Genomic DNA, 22,687 nt, shown 5'->3' with positions numbered 1-22,687 from the left:
GCATCTCTTTTAAAATTATGATTGCTAATTACATCTCTTATTTTCACAAGTGCTATCAGGCCGATAACAAAGAAGCTGGAGTCTTAAATTTCTTTTCTTCTAAATATGAAAATCAGTTTGTTATTAAAACTGAAGAAGAATTAGTTAATAACAAATATCCCTTACAATTTATTCCTACTAAACAAGCTATGGATAGCTTGCAAACTTTAGAGCTTTTTAAAAACGATAAAGAGCTTTGGTACGGGAGCCTTTTTTGTACAGGAAAACGCACTAATTTTAAAAAGAGAACGACTTCTGTAGTGGCACCTTTATTTATTTACAAAGCAGCTATTGAAGAAAAAGATGACGACTATTTTGTAAGAATTAATCATGAATCGAGGCTATTGAATATTGCTTTTTGTAGAAGTTTGTTATTTAAAACTTCTTTTGACGATTTTTTTACGGAGATAGAAACATTTCTAGAGCACCAACCGTATATCACATTTGGATTTATAAGTCAATTACAAAGAGTTGTTGAAAAGCATATTGCAAACTTGACTTTTGATACTGATTTTTTGCTTTTTCCTAAGTTGAAGAATCAAACCTATGTAAAAAAACAGCTTCAAAACGCAACGGATGTTGAGCAGTTTACAACGATTGCCAGCGCGGGTATTTTTGTTTCAAGTCGTGCTAATAACATCAATTCTGTTGTAAATGAATTGGAAATTTTAAAGAATAACCCCGATTATTCGCAAGGTTTACAGGCTTTCTTTTCTTCGGAAGTTCAAGAGTTTTCTTTTAAACTCAACGAACCTATTAAAATTCCGTTACTGTTAAATTCGGCACAAGAACGCATTGTACAAAATGCTTCTAATTATGATAAATCGGTCATTTTTGGACCTCCAGGAACTGGAAAAACCTATACCATCAATGCTATTGCACAAGATTATGTAAGCAAAGGAAAAAGCGTATTGATTGTTACCAAAACAGCACAGGCTTTACAAGTAGTTTCTGATAAATTAATGAGTTCTAAAATTGGAGATTTCTCAGTAAAAGTAGGGGGTAACTACTACAAGAGAACTTTGTTAGCAAAGCTTAGAAGAATTATTAATGGTAATTATTATAAGGAAAATCATAAAACGGAAGCATACAAAGCGCGTCTTAAAAGAAACCGGTTATATAATAAGCTAGTTCAGTTAGAAAAGGATTTTACAGAAAAAACAGAAAGAGATATCAGCCGAATGGAAAAGTACCTTTCGGAGAGTTTTGTTCAAAAAACCCTATCTAAAATAGATATTTTATTTATTCATTCTTTCGAACGAGATGAGTGGAATATTATACAACAGTATTTTGACACTTTAACCTTATTTGAAAAAAGTGCTAAAGATGATTTGTTTAAAAACCTCATCTCAACCATTATTTGGTATTCTAACAAAGAACTACAAAAGTTAATAACGCTTTCTAACATTATTCAAACCAATGAAAAGTCGTTGGTAAGCAAACAACTGCAAAACCTAAATGCAAAACCACTAACCCACTTTTTACCCGTTTGGCTAGTGAAAATAGATGAAATTGCTACTAGTCTTCCTTTACAAAAAGAGTTGTTTGATATTGCGATAGTTGATGAAGCTACCCAATGTGATATTGCTTCTTGTTTGCCTGTTTTTCAACGTGCTAAAAAAGTAGTAGTGGCTGGTGATACCAATCAATTACGACATATTAGTTTTTTGTCTAAAACACAAATGTATCGTTTTCAGCAACAAGAAGGAATCAACGATGCAGTACGTTTTGACTATCGAAAAAAGAGTTTGTTAGATTTCACCTTGGAACATACCGCAAAAGGAAATCAAATTGTGTTATTAGACGAGCATTACCGATCACTTCCGGATATTATTCGATTTAGCAATCATTCTTTTTACGGAGAGGCGCTTCGTATTATGACGCAAACGCCATCCAACAAAGAAAAACAAGCGGTTTTCTTACATAAAACAACTGGAGTGCAACATGATATTGGAGTGAATAAAAAAGAAGCTCGAAGAATTGTTCAACACATCCAGAAAATAGTAAAAGCAGAGTTAGAAACCCATAAAAGTTTGGCAACTAGCATTGGTGTATTATCTCCTTTCAGACAACAAACCAATCATTTAACCAAACTGATCAAAGAAACTTTTGAACTAGCTACCATCAAAAAACACCAAATAAAACTAGGAACTCCCTATCATTTTCAAGGAGAGGAACGTGATGTGATGTTACTATCAATGGCGGTAAGCAGTCAATCTCATTTTGCTAGTTTAAACTACTTAAACAAAGAAGATGTATTTAATGTAGCCATCACCAGAGCCCGTAATGAACAGCATATTTTTTACTCGGTAGACCCTAAAGAACTTCCTGAAAAATCTCAATTACGACATTATTTGAGTTCTTTTGAACAAAGAATTATTCAACAACCAAGTTCAAATAGTGAGGAAGATACGTTTAGTAAAGAAATACAAGCCTTTTTAAAGCCATTTAAAGCCACTATTCATGTTGGATATGTCATTGCAGGGTTGAATATAGATTTATTGCTAGAAAAGGACCATAAATACCTCGGAATTGATTTAATCGGATATCCTGGAAGTTATACAGCAGCTTTTGACATAGAACGCTATCGTATTTTACATCGTGTAGGTATTCAAATTGTTCCTATTTCTTATTTATCTTGGAAGTATAACAAAGAAGATGTAGTTCAATTACTTACAAAAATGATGAAATCTCTAGCTTAAAATAAGTTTAAAATGTTTAGGAAATCTTTAAAATATCTGGCCGTTGTCTTTATCAATTTCATGATATTATGGCTCTTACTTTTAGCGTGGTTAGACAACTTTGAATTTGAGTTTAACAAAGACGCTTATTTTTTTGAATCTCTTAAACTAATTGGATTATCAATTCTTTTTCTTTTGCTATTAAGAATACTGGTTTTTCTCTTTCGTCACTTTAAAATTAACTCTAAGAGAGTACTCTTATCAAGTTGTTTGGTAATTGTTTTGAGCAGTTCTTTTTATATAGACTATAGCAGAAGAATTTACAACAATCGTTTTATTAACAAAGAATTGCGTGCTCAAGTTATTCAAAAAGTAAAACCTTATCAAGGAAGTTGGTTTGGTAACATTGCAGAAAACTTAACTGAAAAAGAGTACCATGAAATAACTAAAATTAAATGGTTTCCTACAATACCTAAAGGTGCTGAAAACATTAGTTATAATTACGAGTATGAAGGTTTTTTACCTGATTATTCTTTTTCCTTAAGTTATGATTTACCGATAAGCACAAAAGTAGATACCATGCATTATAAAGATCATAACTTCTCAAAAAGTAGAACTTTTGAGATTGTTAACAACAAAAAAAGAATAACCTACTATGAAGGACAATGGTAAGTATTACTGTTTTCTTATCATTTTCTTTCCTACAAGTGCAAGAACCATATAACTTATAGCAGGAATTCCAATCCATAGTAGTTCACTATAAATCACACGCAATCCCCATTCACTAAAAAAGCGACTTGCTCCTAGTGGAGATACTTGAATTGGACGCCAAGGAAAGAAATAACGCGTATTATCAAAAGGAGCAAATAATGCAACGCCCATTCCTCCATTGGTTAAGGCGTCTAATAAAGCGTGTGAAATGGTGCATAAGCTAAAAAACAGGATATACAATAGCCCTTTTTTACTTAAAAGAACCTTACTATAAAACAACAGGGTTATAAGTATTCCAAAAAGCACACTAAAAACAATGGAATGCGAAAAACCGCGATGTCCCCAGAAGCTTTCATAAGGAATTCCGTATTGAAACCCCAATACATCTGCATCGGGTATAATAGTACAAACAATCCCTAGAATCCAGAACCTTTTGTCTTGAATTGCCTTTGAAAAACTAGTTCCGATTGCTACTGCGGTAAGTGCATGTCCGAAGATTGATGCCATTATTATTATTGAGGTTTTTTAGTAGTTGCAATATAAAACAAAACGTCATTACGAGGGAGTATGCAACCGAAGTAATCCGCCTATTAAAAACTCATATTTAACAGATTGCTTCGTTTTACTCGCAATGACAGAATAAAATTGTTTCACGTGTAATAACAACATTCAATAAAATTTGTAATTTAATACTATGAAACAGAAAAAGCCTTGCGTATACTTTTTATCAAATAAAAACAATACCGTTATTTACATCGGTGTTACTTCCAATCTTATCAAAAGGATTTACGAGCATAAATCAGGAAAATATAAGGGATTTACTTATAAATACAATTGCGATAAACTAGTCTACTTCGAGCAATTTTCTACAATGGAGGATGCTATTGCTAGAGAAAAGCAATTAAAAGCGAGCAATAGAAAAAGAAAAGAAGATCTAATTAATAACGAAAATTCAGATTGGTTAGATTTATCCGAAGGATGGATTTTTGATTTTTAATGTTGATAAGAATTAACCGATTAACAGATTGCTTGATTTCATTCGCAATGAATATAAAACAACGTCATTACGAAGGAGGTACGACTGAAGTAATCTGCCTATTAAGAACTCATATTTAACAGATTGCTTCACTTTGTTCGCAATGACGGGTAAGGATATTCTTGTTATTGAAAAACCTCAACAAATCCTCATCATTACGAAGGAGGCACGACTGAAGTAATCTTTCTATTCAAAACTCTTATTTAACAGATTGCTTCACTTTGTTCGCAATGACGAGTAGAAGGTTCTTGTTATAGAAAAACCTTAACAAATGACGTCATTACGAGGAGGCACGACGAAGTAATCTGCCTATTAAGAACTCAGAATTGACAGATTGCTTCGCTTTGCTCGCAATGACAAGTTGGAAAACAGCTTCCAACTAATAATTCAAAACTAAAAACTACTAATTAGTAAGCTGTTATATCTTCTGCAACGTACTCAACGCTTTTCCTATAGAATCTATTTTTATAAATGTAATTAACAAGCGTAAACCACTTTTGGTTTCCTTTTCTTTCATCACACAGCTCTTCGGGTTCTTTTGTACATACTGTAACATTCTTGTAAATGCCTCTGTTTGATAAAAATCACTTTGCTGATCAGAAACAAAATACCCAATCATACGCTTCTTTTTTAGGATGATTTTTTCCAATCCTAACGACTTTGCCAACCACTTAATACGAACACTATCAAACAAATCAACTACCTGTGTTGGGAACTCTCCAAAACGATCAGTAATATCACTTTCATACGCTAATAATTCTTCTTCTGTAGTCAAAGTAGATAACTTGTTATACAAGATTAAACGCTCACTTACAGAGTTTACATAATCATCTGGGAATAGAATCTCAAAATCGGTATCAATTTGAACTTCTTTTACATACTCTTTTGGTTCATTATTTCCTTCTGAAGCATATAATTCTTTAAACTCATTTTCCTTCAGCTCTTCAATAGCTTCTTGTAAGATTTTCTGGTAAGCATCAAACCCGATATCGTTGATAAATCCACTTTGTTCACCTCCTAATAAATCACCGGCACCACGAATTTCAAGATCTTTCATGGCAATATTTAATCCGCTTCCTAAATCAGAAAACATTTCTAAAGCCTGAATACGTTTACGGGCATCATCGGTCATATGATGATATGGCGGTGTGATAAAATAACAAAATGCTTTTTTGTTCGAACGTCCTACACGACCACGCATTTGGTGCAAGTCTGACAATCCGAAATTATTGGCATTATTGATAAAAATGGTATTTGCATTTGGTACATCTAATCCACTTTCAATAATAGTCGTAGAAATCAGTACATCAAACTCATTGTTCATAAAAGCTAGCATCAATTCTTCTAACTTTTTTCCTTCCATTTGCCCATGACCTATACCAATCTTTGCATCTGGCACTAGTCGTTGTACTAAACCAGCAACTTCCTTGATGTTTTCAATTCGGTTATGGATAAAAAACACTTGTCCACCACGTGAAATCTCATACGAAATGGCATCACGAATGGTTTCTTCAGAAAAACGAATCACATTGGTTTCAATAGGGTGACGGTTAGGCGGTGGTGTTTTAATAACCGATAAATCACGCGCTGCCATTAAACTAAACTGTAAGGTACGCGGAATAGGCGTTGCAGTTAGCGTTAAAGTATCTACATTCTCCTTAATGGTCTTTAATTTATCTTTCGCCGCTACTCCGAATTTTTGTTCTTCATCAATCACCAACAGTCCTAAATCTTTAAACTTGATACTTTTATTGGTTAACTGATGTGTTCCTATCACAATATCTACACCTCCATCGGCTACGCCTTCTAAAACCCCTTTACGCTGTTTTGTGGTCCTAAAACGGTTTAAGTAGTCAATTGTAACCGGAAAGTCTTTTAATCGCTTAGAAAAGGTTTTAAAGTGCTGAAACGCTAAAACTGTGGTTGGTACTAAGATAGCAACCTGCTTTCCATTGTCTACTGCTTTAAATGCAGCACGAATGGCAACTTCTGTTTTACCAAATCCTACATCACCACATACCAAACGATCCATGGGTTGCTCTTTTTCCATATCGGTTTTTACATCTAGTGTAGCTGTAAACTGATCTGGAGTATCTTCATATAAAAAACTTGCTTCCAACTCATGTTGCATATGCGTATCTGGTCCAAAAGCATAGCCTTTCTCTAGCTTACGCTTTGCATACAGTTGAATTAGGTTAAAAGCAATTTCTTTAACACGTTTCTTGGTTTTCTGTTTTACTTTCTTCCAAGCATTGGATCCGAGCTTGTAAATCTTCGGTGGCTTTCCGTCTTTTCCGTTAAACTTAGAAATTTTATGCAGGGAATGTATGCTTACATACAAAATATCACGATCGCCATACACTAACTTAATGGCTTCTTGTTTGTTTCCTTCTACATCAATTTTTTGCAGTCCTCCAAACTTTCCAATTCCGTGGTCTATATGTGTTACATAATCGCCCACTTCTAATTTTGTGAGTTCTTGAAGGGTAATCGATTGCTTTTTAGCATATCCGTTTTTTAATCGGAATTTATGGTAACGTTCAAAGATTTGATGATCCGTATAACACACAATTTTGTTATCTAAATCAACAAATCCTTGGTACAGCGGAAACACAATTGTTTCATAAGAAACCTCTTGTTCGTTATCGTCAAAAATATCCTTAAAACGCTGCGCTTGTTTATCGTTAGCACAAAAGATATAGTTGGTAAATCCTTTTACTGAAAATTCGTTGAAATTCTGAATTAACAGGTCGAATTTTTTATTGAAGGAAGGTTGCGGATGGGTATCAAAAAGAATCGTTTCTGAAGGATGCGATGCTGAATCAAGTTCAGCATGACGTTCTCTTCCTAGGTTTACTCTCGTAAAACTTTCTAAATCTTTTCGAATCAATGCTCCGTTGCAAAACAGTTCTTCTGGTTTTGCATGGTTGATTTCTTTAGATAATTCTTCAAAAGACAATTCTGCTTTGCGATAAAACTTGTCTAGTTTATCAGACAATAACTCTAAATTTTGGTAAAAAACCACTGTTTTTGAAGAGATATATTTTAAAAAGCTTTCTCTACTTTCTTGCAATGCCTTGTTTTCTACATTAGGCATAATGCTTACTTTCTTCAGCTTATCAGTAGACAATTGGGTTTCTACATCAAAAGTACGGATGCTGTCTACCTCATCTCCAAAAAACTCAATGCGATAAGGTTCATCATTCGAAAATGAAAAAACATCAATAATTCCACCACGTACCGAGAACTCACCAGGTTCTGTCACAAAATCAACACGATTGAAATTGTATTCAAACAATACTTCATTCACAAAATCGAGCGATAATTGCTCTCCCATAGATACTTTTAAGGTATTCTTTTCGAGTTCCTTTTTAGTCACTACTTTTTCAAATAGGGCAGTAGGATAGGTAACAATAATCGCAGGTTTTTTACGCGAATTGATACGATTTAATACCTCAGAACGTAAAAGCACGTTGGCATTGTCGGTTTCTTCTATTTGATACGGACGGCGATATGACCCTGGATAAAAGAGTACATTTTTATCACCTAACAACTGCTCTAAATCGTTTAAATAATAGGCAGCCTCTTCCTTATCATTACAGATAAATAAATAAGGTTTATTGGCTTGTTTAAAAGTTTCGGAAATAACAAAAGACAACGAAGAACCGACCAAATTCGATATTTGAAAATGGTTTTGTTCTTGTTGAAGCGCACTAACAATCTTGCTTACTCTAGCAGACTGTTGGTAGTAATTTACAATAGTTTGCTTGCTCAACGTACTAAAAATTTAAGCAAAGATACGGGGTTATTTTTTGTGTCGTTTTCTTTTATCGCCATTTTTTTTACTTCTGTGACTCAATATCTTATCTCCATGACTTTCTTCTTAAAATTGGCTCTTTTATTTCTGAATTTTGAGTAAAACAACAGGTAACAAATTTAATTTCAAACACTTACAATTTAAAAACCTGTAATAAACCTAATACTAACTACTTAAACTACTGCAAAATGAGTATTAAAACAACAAACGTAAAAGTGGGGAACAACTTAAACGCCATTGTAAAAGGTGGTGATAATGTAAATGCTGTGGTGCATTTTTTTCCGAAAGATGCTTTAGAGCTATCTACACCCCAAATTGCCGGAGGAGGAATCTATGGACCTATCAAATTAGAGTCTAATTCTCATGATTCGCAATTGACAATTAAAGTACATGCTAACAAATTAGGCGATGCTCAAATAGAAACAAATATCCCAGCAAATGCGAATGAGCTTTATGTAAATTTAGAAGGTACGTACAACGGTGAAATCGATATTCAATGTACTTTTAATTAAAAAAAGAAATAAACTAGCAATCTATTCTAATTGCTTACTGTTGTTTATAACAACAACCTATTTTCAAACTATCATAAGATTCTATGATAGTTTGTTCTGTTTTATATACGCTTTATCTGTTTATTTTATTAGAAAACAGACGAAATAAAAAGAAAAGCAAACGTCATTACGAAGGAGTTTACGACTGAAGTAATCTGTGCATTGAAAACTTAGAACTCAATTTTAACGGATTGCTTCGTCATACTTCCTCACAATGATGAATAAGAAAACACTGTCAGTTCGAGTGATTTTCTGACTGAAAAGGAAAGAAAAATTGTATCGAGAACAATTCTCAAAACACCTACTTCTCGATAATAAATTATATGCCGCTAACGCTTTATCTAATTTCACTCGAAGTGCCACTAAAAACTAATAATTAAAAATTCAAAACTATTAACCGGCAGATTGCTTCGTCATACTTCCTCGCAATGACGGTAGAAACGACTTAATAAACGACTTAATAACTCACAACTAAACACTGAAAACTACCAATCGAAAGATTATTTCAATTGCACGCAATGACGAATAAGAAAACAGCATATTTTCTTTTAACACTCCATTTTTTACTCTCGTACCCAAATATTCAAGCTCTATGGGTTTATTTAAAAATACAGACTTTTTAATTCAGAAATTTGGAAAACCTACTACTATAAATAACTACTAATTAACCAATTAGATAGTTAAATACGGTTTAGAGAAATCTAAAACCTTGTATGTCTCTCTGGAGATTTAAACTTTAAACAACCAACAAATGAGAACTATTGACATATTAGTTGTAGTAGACTGCGTAGGTGCAATTGCATCTGGAAACTTAAAAAACAACACTTATATAGTAGACACAAATGGCTACGAAGGATCATGGAACGAAGGAACTTCTCAACTCGTTTCTGTTTGTCAAGATGGACAAGGTCTAAGCTGGAGTGTTACAAGCGTAAACCCTGGTAACGAAGTAAATATTGTAAGCTTTTCTGGCCCCATGGTAAGCAGTCATATCTGTAATCCACAAAAACAAGGAATTTCAGGAGCTGAATCATGGAAAGGTAACGTGCAATCTCATGGAGGAATTGGACAATACAAATACAATCTTACCCTTTCTATTGACGGGAAAGCAATGACTTTTGATGCATATATCAAAGTAGTATAACCAACTTATAAATTATATAAACTTAACACTTATTATTATGAAACAAATTGATGTTTTAATGGTTGTTGACACTCTAGGAGCGTTGGCAAGTAACGATCTTACTTCAAACATTTATTTAATAGACACAAACAAATACGTGGGTTCTGGCAGTGAAGGACAGGCAGAATTAAGAACTGCTTGTAAAGACGGTCAAATTATCAACTGGCGGGTAGCTGCAATTAATCCAGGAAATGATGTAGAAATCGTAAGCTTTTCTGGACAAATGATTACTGGAAACTTCTGTAACCCTCAAAAGCAAGGACTTACTGGAGAAGAGTATTGGGAAGGACGTGTTGAAGTGCAAGGAAAAGCACAAACAATTCAATACAATGCAACACTGTCAATAGACGGAAAAGCAATGACATTTGATCCTTACTTAGTAGTAAGCGTTTAAAAAAGTCTACTGATTAACAAATCTTAAATCCAACATTATGTTTGCACCAGATATTAATACCACAAAAAACCAATTAACCACCTTAGTTAATGAAATGAAAGGGGTTACCGGATACTCAATTGGTGTACAAGACACACTAATAGGAACTTTAGCCAAAGAACCAGACTGGATTCCCGCTGTTAGAACCGAAATGGGATTACTATCAAAAGCAGGAGCCAATTGGGTGAATTCATATCCTGAGTATTGGCCTGAAATATTAACCGCTTTTGTGAATTACGGAACTACTTTTTCTGCCTTTAGTGCAGAAATAACAAAGAACGTAAAAACCTTAACAAAAGCACAGGTTGTTGAAATGCTTCAATCTTTACAATCTGAATTACAAACAAATGCTACTAAAACAAGTGCTGCATTAGATGCCTTAACTGGCATGGAACAGAAGTTTACTAATGTTTTTCCTTCGTTAAATGCAAGTATTGAATCTGGATGGGAAGAATTGAAAGAAGAAGAAGCTGAAATGATTGCCATTGCAGAAGCAATCACGCAATTACAAGATGAAATATCAAGCTTACAATCTAAAATAGATTCTTCGGCAATTTCAGGAGGAAAAACATTTGTTCAAACCAATGTGAAAATTGCCTATAGCATTATAACTGCAGCAGGAGAAGTAGCCGTTCCATACCTTTCTATTGTAACCTTGGCTTATACCATTGGTAAAACATTTTATGATATCATTTCTGATACCAACAAAATAAACGAAGACTTGGAAAAAATTACTGAACTGCAAGTAAAAGCTAGTGAAGAAGCACAAGCTGCTGCTGCCACCAAGGCATTAATTCAATACTTGTATGGCATTGAAATTCAATTTTTATCACTTAAAAAACACGGAAACGGTCTTCTAACCATGTGGAAAAATGAAAAGGATAAAATAACGCAAGCCATTAATGCTATTAATGCAGGTGCAGATCCGGCTAGTTTCTTTGATATACTAACCATGGATCTTGCCAATAAAAATTGGGAGGCATTATTAGCATTTACTAACCAAATTGTAAACATGCCAATTAAAACTGGTCAAGAAGTGATTCTTAATCCTCAAAAAAAACTTGAAACTCATAAAAACTAGATATTATGTTAAAAACTGATCAAAGTAAGGACCTTAACCAAAACACCTGGGCAGGTTGGTCTACCCTGCACATTATTACAGCAAGTTGTTTAGCTGTACAAAACACTACATTTACGGCACCAGATCCGAAACCAGACTGGTTTGATGCTTTAAATTCAGCCTTGGTAAATGCTAAAACAGTAGCTGCTGATTGGGTTAATAACATTTCGGTTGAAGTAACTAAGAGTATTCCTACTTCAATTGTTGATTATGGAACCGATTATGCTGCTTTTTCTCAAAGAATTAGAGAGATTGCTAATGCACACCCAGATGCTACTGGAGCAGATAATCAATACGTAAAGCAAGTAAATACATTAATTGAAACGCTTTTAACAGCGCTTAATGAGATCTTATCAAATGTTGAAAAGGTAAGTGAAAGTATGAAGACTTGGGGAGAGCAAATGCAAGCTGCTCATGATAATTTAACTACTGGTGCTGCCAATATTCAAGCCGCAGAAGCAGACTTAAAAGCTGATATTGACAAAATGAATAGCGCTATTGCGAATTTACACAAGATGATCGATGGAGAAAACAAAGCCATTGCTGCTGCTGCTATTGCTGTAGGAGTTGGAATTTTTGCTATGATCGCAGGTATCGCATTAGCTTTCGTTACTTTCGGAGCTGGAGCAGTTGTTGCTGGAGCTGGAGCAGTTGCTGTAGTTGGTGGAGCTGTTACTTGGGGAATTATGCAACACAAAATTAATGAGCAATATGATCAAATAGCAAAAGATCAAAAAGAATTAGATCAAGATAAGAGACAACTTGTAGCACTACAAGGATTAGCACAAGCAAGTAACTTATGTATTTCATCTATTTCAAATGCTACTGCTGCATTAGCTGACTTCCGTGCTTCTTGGGGAGTATTCCAAGGTGAATTAGAAGGAATTGTTACTAAATTAAAGGCTGGAGAAGCTTCATTAAGTACTCTTGTTGCAGGAACATTTACAGATGCAGCAGAGAAGGAGTGGGCTCTTGTAATGGAGTTTGCACAATCATTACTTAACCAAAAAGTAGAAACGACTAAGCACGAAATGTCTATTGAACCACAAGCTGCTTAATCATTCATAACAAAAAGGTTGTTTAAAAGTGATTTTAAACAACCTTTTCTTTTTAAAATAAAATATTATGGGTTTTCAAGCATCTAAAATTCAAGAAGAAACAAATACTAGCATGAATGCCATGTTAATGCTAAACTCTTCTTGTCAAGGTATTATACAGTCAAATATAGAACGTGTTGATTCTCCTTGGTATGCAACACTCTCTGGCGAATTAAAAAATGCAGAGGAACTAGTTGTTCAATGGAGAAATAATGGTTTTTTATATTTTAAATCTGCTATTCTAAATACGATGACCACTACTGGAAATCAATTTTTAGATAATCAAAAGAATATTGATGAGCTTTTTACCGAATTAAACGCAAATTATTCCGATTCACTTAAAGCTAAAATTGTAAGTCAATTGCAAAGCTTAAGTGCACCAATTACCAATATTGAAACTCAAATTGATGCCTATTCACAAAAACTAACTGATTTTGGTAAAAAAATGCAGGTAATTCATAGCAATATGGAAACTACCATTGGTAAAATACAAGCACAAGAAGCAACTATTAAAAGTGAAATCAACGAAATCAATCAAAAAATAGCCAATCTTAAAGCACAAATTAAAACAGATAGAGAGGCGATAGCTAAAGCCAAAGCTGCTCGTAAAAAAGGAATTATTGAAACAATTTTCGGGGTAATTTTTGCTCCTTTTACTTTTGGAGCATCTCTTATTTTAGCAGGTATCGGAGTTGCTTCTATTGCTGAAGCTGAAGATAAAATATCAGATATGAAAAGTTCTATTTCTAAGTACCAAAAATCAATAGTATCTGATCAAGCAAACCTATCAAAAGACCAAAAAGAAATTGCTTCTTTAAAGTCGCTTTTATTAGGAACAGGGATTGTTTTAGATGATATGAATTTAATTGCTAGTTCATTACAAGTTCTTAGAGTATCATGGGCTTCTTTAGGAACAGAACTTTCTCAAATAATTACTAAAACTCAAAACGCACAAAACGCACAAGATGCCAATGTAGGACAAGTATGGTTTGATGCTGCTTGTTTAGAATGGGAAACCATTGTTCCACATGCAACAGGTTTGGGTGAACTTACTATTCAAACAAGGCGTGTTACTATCGGTTCATAAGACTATAAACATATAAAAAATAGAAGCTCTACCTACCAAGGAGAGCTTTTTTAGTTAAAACTAACCACAGACAGATTGCTTCGTTTCACTCGCAATGACGAGTAAAAACACTAACAAAAAGATAAAAACAAACGTCATTACGAAGGGATTTATGACTGAAGTAATCTGTACATTGATAACTCAGAATACAATTTTAACGGATTGCTTCGTTGTGCCTCCTCGCAATGACGAGCAAAAATTACTGTCAGTTCGAGTGATTTTTCTGGCTGAAAAGAAAAAAAATTGTATCGAGAACAATTCTCAAAACATATACTTCTCCATACTAAATTAAGTTCGGCTAACGCTTCATATAATTTCACTCGAAGTGACACTTAAAACTAAAATTAAAAATTAAAAAAAACAGATTGCTTCGTTTCACTCGCAATGACGTTCTAAAAAAACTTAACTACTAAAAATTGAGAATTTCAATTTTTTATGTGAATGTCATATTTTAAAATTTTACTCAAAAATTGATGCGGAAAAATTCTCTTAATAACGGAAAATGTTAGATTTCTTAATTTTGTTTGCAACAAGGGTAAAAACTTATTTTAATCCCTTTTTTAGAGGTTTTCATACTAAAAACAACGAATCTATCTACTCACTTTTTTAAAATCTTAAAAACCCCCTTAAAAAAAGTCAGTTTTATTATGTATTTTTATTTTAATCTTAATCATTATAAGAAAAACTAATATTGATTTTCAAAGTGATTTTTTTAACTTTAGTAAAAAAGTTTTTCGTGACTTTTTATGCAACCCTGCTTCTAAAAAAGTATAAAGAATTTTTAACTATTAAAATATAAAATATCATGTCAATCTCAGATTTATATTCAAGCGGAAAACACAAACAAGAAATTGGTCATTTTGCAAGCATCGTTAAAATTGCAAAAACAGATAATGTAATTACTGAAGGTGAACAAAAACTTTTAGATCTTGCTGCTAAAAAATTACATATTAATGAACATGAGTATCAAGAGATATTAAAATCTCCAGAAAAATTTCCGGTTAATGCTCCTGTTAGCTATGATGAACGTATTGAACGTTTATACCGATTAACTAAAATGATTTTTGCAGATGATAACATTGATAAAGACCAAGTTAGTTTAATGCGCAAAATTGCTGTAGCTCTACAATTTCCTTTAGACAATGTTGAAAAAGTTTGTGATGAAGCCATTCACTTAGTCATGAACGACAATGATTTAGAGGATTTTACATCTGCGATAAAAAAAGTAAATGCAGTATAACTAAAACATACTAAATTTGCTGTAAACTTGTTATACTACTATAAAAACTATTACAGATGATGAAAAAAGCTTTCTTTTTAGCCCTTATTTTTTCAATTACTACAAGCGTTATTTCTCAAAACCTCAATAGTTCCTGGCAAATAGGAGCGGGGATAGGTATTGTAAAGTTTGGAAAAAATGATGGAGCTTATATTGGAGATCAACACTTATTTCAGGTTCCACGTTTAAACCTTACCATGCCAGTTGGTGAACGTTTTTCTATTGATGGAGCGATTTCCTTTAACACCATTGATGTTGGTTTTATAAAAAACTCTGCAAAGTATTTTTCTATGGATGGTTCTGTTCGCTACAATTTTAATCCGTTGTTTAAGAACTTTGCTCCTTATGTATTTGCAGGTGGTAGTATTGTAGATTCAGATCGAAAAATGACACCTACTTTAAATATTGGTGCCGGTGGTATTTATTGGATAAATCAGGCTATTGGTATTAATCCTCAGGTATATTACAAGCACTCTTTTGAAGGGTTTGAAAGTATGCGTTCTCACTTACAAGGTACTTTAGGTGTGGTATTTAGACTGAACTGGGATAACATCTTTACAGGTGGTAATAACGCCGCTAGAACAGCAAAAGGAAACTTACACTGTTTCTAACAGTATTAGACATATATAAACATAAAAAAAGCGGCTCTTAAGGCCGCTTTTTTGTTTTTATAATGTTGCTATTGCATTGTTTATTCGATCAATAGTTGCGTGTTTACCAATCATTGATATGATATCAAATAGGTGAGGGCCTTTTAAAGCTCCTACTAAGCTTAAACGAAGCGGTTGCATTACTTTACCAAATCCAACTTCCTTAGCAGTAATCCATTCTTTTACTTTTGCTTCTGTATTTTCTGAGCTAAAGTCTTCAATGTTATCAATTACTTTTACCAATTCTTTCATTAAGTCAGGTGTTCCTTCTTTCCATTGCTTTTTACTTGCTTTTGCATCATATTCTGAAGGGTTTACAAAGAAAAAGTTAGATAAGTCCCAGAAATCTGCCACAAACGTAGCTCTCTCTTTTATTAAACCAACTACTTTCTCTACATACTCTGCATCTGCAGATATTCCGTTATTTACTAAAATAGGTTGGTATAAACCAGCTAATTCCTTGTCTGATTTTTGTTGTAAATATTGTTCGTTAAACCACTGTGTTTTTTCAGGGCTAAACTTAGCTCCAGATTTACTAACTCTTTGTAAATCAAATAACTGAATCAACTCTTCTAAACTAAAAAGCTCTTGCTCAGTACCTGGATTCCATCCTAATAACGATAGCATATTTACAAATGCCTCTGGGAAATAACCGTCTTCTTTGTATCCACGTGAAACATCTCCTGTTGTTTCATTGGTATATTCTAATGGGAAAACAGGGAAACCTAATTTATCTCCATCACGTTTACTTAACTTACCTTTACCAACAGGCTTTAAGATTAATGGTAAATGCGCAAATTTTGGTGCAGTCCAACCAAAAGCTCTGTACAACAATACGTGTAATGCTAACGATGGTAACCATTCTTCTCCTCGAATTACATGAGAAATTTCCATTAAATGATCATCAACAATGTTTGCTAAATGATAAGTTGGCATTCCATCAGATTTAAATAAAACCTTGTCATCCAATAAGTTAGAATCTATTTTTATTTCTCCACGGATTTCATCTTGTAATACTAAAATCTCATCTTTTGGAGATTTAAAACGTACTACAAATTTTTCTCCAGCAGCTATTTTTGCTGAAACTTCTTCAGCAGATAATGCTAGTGAATTTTGTAATTTCTCTCGATTATGCCAGTTATAGATAAACGTTTTTCCGTTCTCTTCATGGTTTTTTCTGTGCGTATTTAACTCATCAGCAGTATCAAATGCATAATATGCCCATCCTTTTTCAATTAATTCATCGGCATATTTCTTATATAATTCTTTTCTCTCTGACTGACGGTAAGGACCAAATTTTTCATTTCTACCTGGACCTTCATCAAAAGGTATTTGACACCAATCTAATGAATCAATAATGTATTGTTCTGCATTGGCTACATAACGTGTTTGATCGGTATCTTCAATACGTAAAACAAAGGTTCCGTTATGTTTTTTAGCAAATAAGTAATTAAACAAGGCTGTTCTAACACCACCCATGTGTAAAGGTCCGGTTGGACTCGGAGCAAAGCGTACTCTTACGTTTTCAGTCATTTTTAAAATTCAATTTGAAAGCGCAAAGATACTTATCATTTTTGCAATTCTAAAGTGGTTTTTAAGCATAAAAAAAAGCGAGTTAAACTCGCTTTTAAAATTTTACATGTATTGGCAGTAGCCATTAAGGCAAAAAGAATCCCATGGCGGACAGTCACTATCTTTAAAACATCTAATATGTCTCCACCCTCCATTAATGTTCTTTTGCTCATCTTTGTTTAGTTCTTTTCCCAAACGTGAAATGCTATTTAACATGTTTATAAAAATTTTAAGGTTAGTTAGTGATTGCAATTTATAGGATACTTATTTATTTCATTAAAAAAAGTCCATAAAAAAAGTAAGGATTTACCTTACTTTTTAAAAACTCTAGCAAAATGAATTTTGCTTCTTTATATTTATTTGAATTCACAATATATGACTTCTTTGACTTAATTCCTTAAAAAACACCATAAAATAAGTAAGGCTTTCCCTTATTTCTTTAGAATTTATGGTATAATCCAAAGCTTATTGCTGGCTTTTTAGGAACATTTCTTCCAGCAAATGCACCACCTAATCCTAAATTAGCTCCAAAATTGTCACTAAATTCTCCAATTAGTTTTAATCCAAATGCTGCGAAACTCTGATCATTTACATACAATCCAGTAGCTATATTTTGTGGAGTTTGTACTAAATCACCATTTTTTAATGACATTACACCATCTAAAAAACCTGCTACCCATAACCAATCTAAGGTCTTATAACCAACTTCTCCTCCTAATTTATAGTTACTACTGTAATCATTCGTACGAATATCAAAACCAGTAAATGCTTGTATATACCATTTGTTAAAACCTCTTCCAGCAATTACTAATGGTGTAAAACTCCAAGCATCATATCCTGTACGTAAGCCAGAAGCAGCTTCATAACTACTTGTATTCGCTTCAACAGTTAACTGACCAGATAGCAACCATTTTTTATTAATAAAGTTATGCTTAATTCCTAATTGAATATTCCCTAAACTTGTTTTAGACTCTTCTGTAATTACTGGAGTAGTTGCTACTGCTTTACCGGACTTTACTAATTTTAAAGGAATACTTCCTATTAATGTAGTTTTATCAGATAACCCATACTCTGCATACACTTGAAGTGTATTGTCTGTAATTTCCCTTTGTGTTGGATAATCTGGATTTCCATACAATTGATCATAATTAGCAATTGTAGTAAAAGATAGTTGAACATATCCTTCTCCTTTCTTTTTAGTCCATGGACTTTGAGAAAACATTGAAAATGATATCAACAATGCTGCAATAATGGTTAGTTGTTTCATGTTTTTCATATGTATACTTTTAGATTTATGTGTTTAGTAGCGTTACTAAGCTAATACTTACACAATTCTTTAACAAGAAACTTGAAGAAAAAAATGTAATTTTATAGTTGCTAAGAAAAATAACACTTTTATAGATGAATAAAAGAGCGCGATTTCGCATAAAAATGCTAAAGTATAAGAAAAGAGTACGCACTTTAGGCTTAGATGAACGAGAAGGAAACTTTTATGCATACAGATCTCACGGAAAACCTTGTAGTTGTTTTGTATGCAGTTCTGAAAAATTTAGCAGAAAAATAAAACACAAAAACACTATTAATATTAATACTCTTCAATAGTACTGTATGACTTTTTTAAACAAAATAGAACACAAATTACAACAGTTTAGCAAAAAGTTTTATCTAAACGAATTAATAAAAGGAAGTATTTTATTCGTTTCATTAGGCTTATTGTATTTTTTCTTTACAGTATTTATTGAATACTTTTTATGGTTACAACCAACCTATAGAACTTTTCTTTTTTGGATTTTTATTGCCGTAGAACTTGTTTTACTAGTTCGATTTATATGTTTTCCTATTTTTAAAATATTGGGTTTAAAAAATGGAATATCTCAAGAAGAAGCTTCTAAAATTATTGGAAACCATTTTCCTGAAGTAAAAGATAAGTTATTAAACATTCTACAGCTTAAGCAAGATTCTAATCAATCTGATTTATTAATTGCAAGTATTGAACAAAAATCGAATGAACTGCAACCTATTCCTTTTTCTAAAGCGATTAATTTTTCTGCAAATAAAAAATACTTAAAATACGTACTGTTACCTGTATTCATTTGGTTAATTTCTCTTTTTACTGGTTTTGATAAAAACATTAATCAAAGTTTCGATCGTATTGTAAACCATAAAACCGCTTATGCACCTCCTGCACCTTTTTCATTCTTTCTTACTTCAAAAGATTTAAATGTAATTCAAGGAAAACCTTTAACAGTTTATGTAGAAGCAAAAGGAGAAGTACTTCCAAATGATGTTAAGATTCATTTTGACAATCAAGAATACTATATGCAAAATGAAGGAGTAGGGTTATACTCATATACTTTTAACAACATACAAAATGCCATTGAGTTTTATGTTTCCTCAACTAATGTGCAATCGAATGATTATACTATCAATATCATCAAAGCTCCATCAATCCAAAATATTCGTATGGAATTGGTATATCCAAAGTATACTGGAAAGAAAAATGAGCTCTTAGAAAATTCTGGAAACACAATTGTTCCACAAGGAACATTCATAAAATGGAGCATCAAAACCATTGAAACTGATACCGTTAATTTTATAAACAATAAGAAAAAAGAAATTTTCACACAAAATGATACTGACGACTTTTCTTATGAAAAGAAAATTCTAAAACCTATAGAATATCAAATTTCAACTTCTAATGCATTCTTAAGTAACTACGATAATTTACAGTTTACTGTTGATGTAATAAAAGATGAATTTCCTCAAATTATTGTTAATTCAAATATTGATAGTATTAGTAGAGGAGAAGCTCAATTTGCCGGAAAGATTTCAGATGATTATGGTTTTAAAAAATTAGAGCTTGTGTATTATGATATGAATCAACCCGAAAATATAAATATTCATAATATTGAAATTGGTAGAGAAAACATTCAATCTTTTTTCTATTCTTTTCCGAATAATTTAAACTTAAATGAAGGAGTAAATTATGAGATGTTCTTTCAAATTTTCGATAATGATGCTGTTAACGGAAGTAAAAAAGCAAGCAGTAAAAAGTTTTCATATAGACAAAAAACTACAGAAGAGATTGAAGAGGAATTATTAAAAGAACAAAAAGATTATATAGACAACTTAGAAAATTCACTTCAAAACCAACAAAAGAATAAGAAAGCTTTAGAGAAAGTTCAGTTCGATATTCAAAACAAAAAGAATATGAATTGGAATGATCAAAAGAAAATTCAAAACTTATTAAAAAGACAAGAGCAATATCAAAAAATGATGCAACGTCAAACAAATAAGTTACAAGAGAATTTAGAAGAAAAACCTTCTCAAAACGAAAAACTACAAGAAAATAAAGAAGATTTACAGAAGCGAATTGACGAATTAAAGCAATTAGAAAAGCAACAAAAAACTTTAGATGAATTAAAAAAGCTTGCCGAAAAACTAAACAAAGAAGACCTACTTAAAAAAGCTAAAGAACTAGCTTCTCAAAACAAACAACAAGAACGTAGCTTGGAAAGAATCTTAGAGCTTACCAAACGTTTTTATGTTGAACAAAAGACAATGCAAATAGCTGATAAATTAAACGAGCTTGCAAAGAAACAAGAAGAGCTTTCAAAAAAGGAGAGTACTTCTGAACAACAAAAAGAAATTCAAAAAGAGTTTGATCAAGCCAAAAAAGAATTGGATGAGCTAAAGAAAGACAACGAAAATTTAAAACAACCTATGGACATTCCTTCTATGGAAGAAATGAAAAAGGAAACAGAAAATGAACTTAACAAAGCTCAAGAAAACCTAGATAACAAAAATCAATCTGAAGCAAAAAAGAATCAAAAGAAAGCCTCAAAAAAGATGCAAGAGATGAGTCAAAAAATGCAAAACTCTATGCAATCCATGAGTGCAGAAATGGAAGAAGAAACCATGGAAGGATTACGTCAGGTTTTAGAGAACTTAATTACATTCTCTTTCGATCAAGAATCTTTAATGAACACCTTTTCTGGATCGAACTCGTCACATCCTAACTTTGGTAAAAACTTACAAAAGCAACATCAGCTTAAAGAGTATTTTGAACATATAGATGATAGTTTATTTGTACTATCAATGAAAAATCCGAAAATAAGTTCTAAAATTCAAAATCATTTAGCAGATGCTCATTACAATTTAGATCAGTCTTTAGAAAACTTTGCAGATAATAATTTTAGAAACGGACTTTCTAATCAACAATATGTAATGACTGCTGCAAATAACTTAGCAGATATGTTAAGTAATACTTTAGATGCAATGCAAAATCCTAAACCAGGAAGTGGACAAGGGAAGGGGAAAGGAAAGTCTTTTAGTTTACCAGACATTATTCAAAAGCAAGAATCTTTAATGCAAAAAATGAATCAAGGATTGCAAAAAAAGAATCAAGGTAAACCTCAAAATGGTAATAAAGGAAAACAACAAGGTGAAGGAGAAAAGCAAAAAGGTAACAACGGACAAGGAGATGATTTAGACGGTGAATTGTATGAGATTTACAAAGAGCAATCAGAATTAAGGCAACAATTAGAAAACGCTATTAAAGAAGGAAAAGACGGAAATGGAAATGCTAAGAAGGCATTAAAACAAATGGAGCAATTAGAAAACGAAATTCTAGAAAAAGGTTTTACGCAGCAAACTATTAATAGAATGCAGCAATTAAACTATGAATTATTAAAACTAGACAAAGCTACCTTTGAACAAAACCGTGACAAACAACGAAAATCTCGTACGAATCTTAATAATTTTAATAATTCTAATGCTAAGCAACTACAATTTAAGAAGTTGTTTTATAACCAAACAGAGATTTTAAATAGACAATCACTACCTTTGCGCCAAAATTACAAAAAGAAGGTACAAGAGTATTTTAATACTCCTAAAACAAAAGAGTAACACTTCTAAATGATTCGTTTAGATTGAACAGTTACTCCTTTAAATTTCAATCTAAACGAATGATACAATTTAATTACGAAAACGATTTTAAATTAGAAAACGAATCTAAGACCTCTGAATGGATACAAACATGTATCGAAAAAGAAGGTTTTGAATTGGGTGAACTTAACTATATATTTTGTGATGATGCATATTTACACAAAATAAACGTTGAGTTTTTACAACACGATACGTTAACCGATATCATTAGTTTTGACTACACTATGGGTTTATTAGTTGGTGGAGATATTTTTATTTCTACTGAAAGAGTAGCGGACAATGCAAATGATTTTGACACTACCTTTACAAATGAATTACATCGAGTAGTTATTCATGGTGTATTACACTATATGAAATACAAAGACAAAACAGCGGAAGAAAAAGAGATTATGCGTTCGAAAGAAAACGAATGTTTAGAAATTTTAAATCAATAAAATCTTAAAGT

General features: G+C 32.4%; 18 protein-coding genes. 13 read left to right on the top strand and 5 right to left on the bottom strand.

Translation table 11 applies throughout. The annotated features are described in order from the left end of the window. Positions 1 to 17 precede the first annotated feature (17 nt). Together Q0873_RS08035 and Q0873_RS08030 are read left to right on the top strand one after the other, a co-directional pair. A complete protein-coding gene (locus Q0873_RS08035) occupies positions 18 to 2,741 on the top strand; it encodes a DEAD/DEAH box helicase (RefSeq protein WP_299105820.1) in 2,724 nt (907 codons plus the stop codon). A 261-nt stretch (positions 2,742 to 3,002) separates the two neighbouring features. After that, a complete protein-coding gene (locus Q0873_RS08030) occupies positions 3,003 to 3,392 on the top strand; it encodes a hypothetical protein (protein ID WP_299105818.1) in 390 nt (129 codons plus the stop codon). 3 nt (positions 3,393 to 3,395) lie between these two features. Here Q0873_RS08030 and Q0873_RS08025 read toward each other — a convergent pair whose 3' ends face one another. Then, positions 3,396 to 3,938, bottom strand: a complete 543-nt coding sequence (locus tag Q0873_RS08025) for a metal-dependent hydrolase (protein ID WP_299105816.1) — start codon at positions 3,936 to 3,938, stop codon at positions 3,396 to 3,398. Positions 3,939 to 4,125: 187 nt separating this feature from the next. Between Q0873_RS08025 and Q0873_RS08020 the strand changes: the two genes are divergently transcribed. Beyond that, on the top strand, positions 4,126 to 4,428 hold the full coding sequence (locus tag Q0873_RS08020) for a GIY-YIG nuclease family protein (protein ID WP_299105814.1): 303 nt from the start codon (positions 4,126 to 4,128) through the stop codon (positions 4,426 to 4,428). A gap of 457 nt (positions 4,429 to 4,885) precedes the next feature. Here the strand turns inward: Q0873_RS08020 and mfd are convergent, their stop codons facing one another. Further along, positions 4,886 to 8,242, bottom strand: coding sequence for a transcription-repair coupling factor (gene mfd, locus Q0873_RS08015; RefSeq protein ID WP_299105812.1), 3,357 nt, complete (start codon positions 8,240 to 8,242; stop codon positions 4,886 to 4,888). 230 nt (positions 8,243 to 8,472) lie between these two features. On the opposite strand from mfd, the gene Q0873_RS08010 reads away from it, so the two are divergent. From Q0873_RS08010 to Q0873_RS07975, 8 genes are all read left to right on the top strand, one after another. After that, a complete protein-coding gene (locus tag Q0873_RS08010) occupies positions 8,473 to 8,796 on the top strand; it encodes a hypothetical protein (RefSeq protein WP_299105810.1) in 324 nt (107 codons plus the stop codon). A 790-nt stretch (positions 8,797 to 9,586) separates the two neighbouring features. Then, positions 9,587 to 9,979, top strand: coding sequence for a hypothetical protein (locus tag Q0873_RS08005; protein ID WP_299105808.1), 393 nt, complete (start codon positions 9,587 to 9,589; stop codon positions 9,977 to 9,979). Between the two features lie 37 nt (positions 9,980 to 10,016). Further along, positions 10,017 to 10,412 carry a hypothetical protein gene (locus Q0873_RS08000; RefSeq protein ID WP_299105806.1) on the top strand — a complete coding sequence of 132 codons (396 nt, stop codon included), beginning with the start codon at positions 10,017 to 10,019 and terminating at the stop codon, positions 10,410 to 10,412. A 37-nt stretch (positions 10,413 to 10,449) separates the two neighbouring features. Further along, positions 10,450 to 11,532, top strand: a complete 1,083-nt coding sequence (locus tag Q0873_RS07995; protein ID WP_299105803.1) for an HBL/NHE enterotoxin family protein — start codon at positions 10,450 to 10,452, stop codon at positions 11,530 to 11,532. Positions 11,533 to 11,537: 5 nt separating this feature from the next. Next, on the top strand, positions 11,538 to 12,629 hold the full coding sequence (locus Q0873_RS07990; protein WP_299105801.1) for an HBL/NHE enterotoxin family protein: 1,092 nt from the start codon (positions 11,538 to 11,540) through the stop codon (positions 12,627 to 12,629). Between the two features lie 67 nt (positions 12,630 to 12,696). Further along, complete coding sequence (locus tag Q0873_RS07985; RefSeq protein ID WP_299105799.1) at positions 12,697 to 13,755, top strand: hypothetical protein; 1,059 nt, start codon at positions 12,697 to 12,699, stop codon at positions 13,753 to 13,755. A gap of 844 nt (positions 13,756 to 14,599) precedes the next feature. Continuing rightward, positions 14,600 to 15,034, top strand: a complete 435-nt coding sequence (locus Q0873_RS07980; RefSeq protein WP_299105797.1) for a TerB family tellurite resistance protein — start codon at positions 14,600 to 14,602, stop codon at positions 15,032 to 15,034. A 56-nt stretch (positions 15,035 to 15,090) separates the two neighbouring features. Next, positions 15,091 to 15,684, top strand: a complete 594-nt coding sequence (locus tag Q0873_RS07975; protein ID WP_299105794.1) for a hypothetical protein — start codon at positions 15,091 to 15,093, stop codon at positions 15,682 to 15,684. Positions 15,685 to 15,741: 57 nt separating this feature from the next. Here the strand turns inward: Q0873_RS07975 and gltX are convergent, their stop codons facing one another. The 3 genes from gltX to Q0873_RS07960 all read right to left on the bottom strand — a co-directional run bounded on the left by gltX (position 15,742) and on the right by Q0873_RS07960 (position 18,562). Beyond that, complete coding sequence (gene gltX, locus Q0873_RS07970; RefSeq protein WP_299105792.1) at positions 15,742 to 17,256, bottom strand: glutamate--tRNA ligase; 1,515 nt, start codon at positions 17,254 to 17,256, stop codon at positions 15,742 to 15,744. A 102-nt stretch (positions 17,257 to 17,358) separates the two neighbouring features. Next, a complete protein-coding gene (locus tag Q0873_RS07965; RefSeq protein ID WP_299105790.1) occupies positions 17,359 to 17,511 on the bottom strand; it encodes a hypothetical protein in 153 nt (50 codons plus the stop codon). A gap of 223 nt (positions 17,512 to 17,734) precedes the next feature. Beyond that, positions 17,735 to 18,562, bottom strand: coding sequence for a hypothetical protein (locus tag Q0873_RS07960; RefSeq protein ID WP_299105788.1), 828 nt, complete (start codon positions 18,560 to 18,562; stop codon positions 17,735 to 17,737). A gap of 341 nt (positions 18,563 to 18,903) precedes the next feature. On the opposite strand from Q0873_RS07960, the gene Q0873_RS07955 reads away from it, so the two are divergent. Both Q0873_RS07955 and ybeY read left to right on the top strand, forming a co-directional pair. After that, positions 18,904 to 22,203 carry a DUF4175 family protein gene (locus Q0873_RS07955; protein ID WP_299105785.1) on the top strand — a complete coding sequence of 1,100 codons (3,300 nt, stop codon included), beginning with the start codon at positions 18,904 to 18,906 and terminating at the stop codon, positions 22,201 to 22,203. 59 nt (positions 22,204 to 22,262) lie between these two features. Next, positions 22,263 to 22,676 (top strand): rRNA maturation RNase YbeY, encoded by a 414-nt coding sequence (gene ybeY / locus Q0873_RS07950; RefSeq protein ID WP_299105784.1) that lies wholly within the window; start codon positions 22,263 to 22,265, stop codon positions 22,674 to 22,676. Positions 22,677 to 22,687: the final 11 nt, after the last annotated feature.

It is taken from the genome of uncultured Tenacibaculum sp. (genome assembly GCF_947498805.1).
In the GTDB taxonomy this organism is placed as follows: domain Bacteria; phylum Bacteroidota; class Bacteroidia; order Flavobacteriales; family Flavobacteriaceae; genus Polaribacter.
The sequence above is the reverse complement of the archived record's forward strand: the minus strand, read 5'-3'. Positions and strand labels throughout refer to the sequence as shown.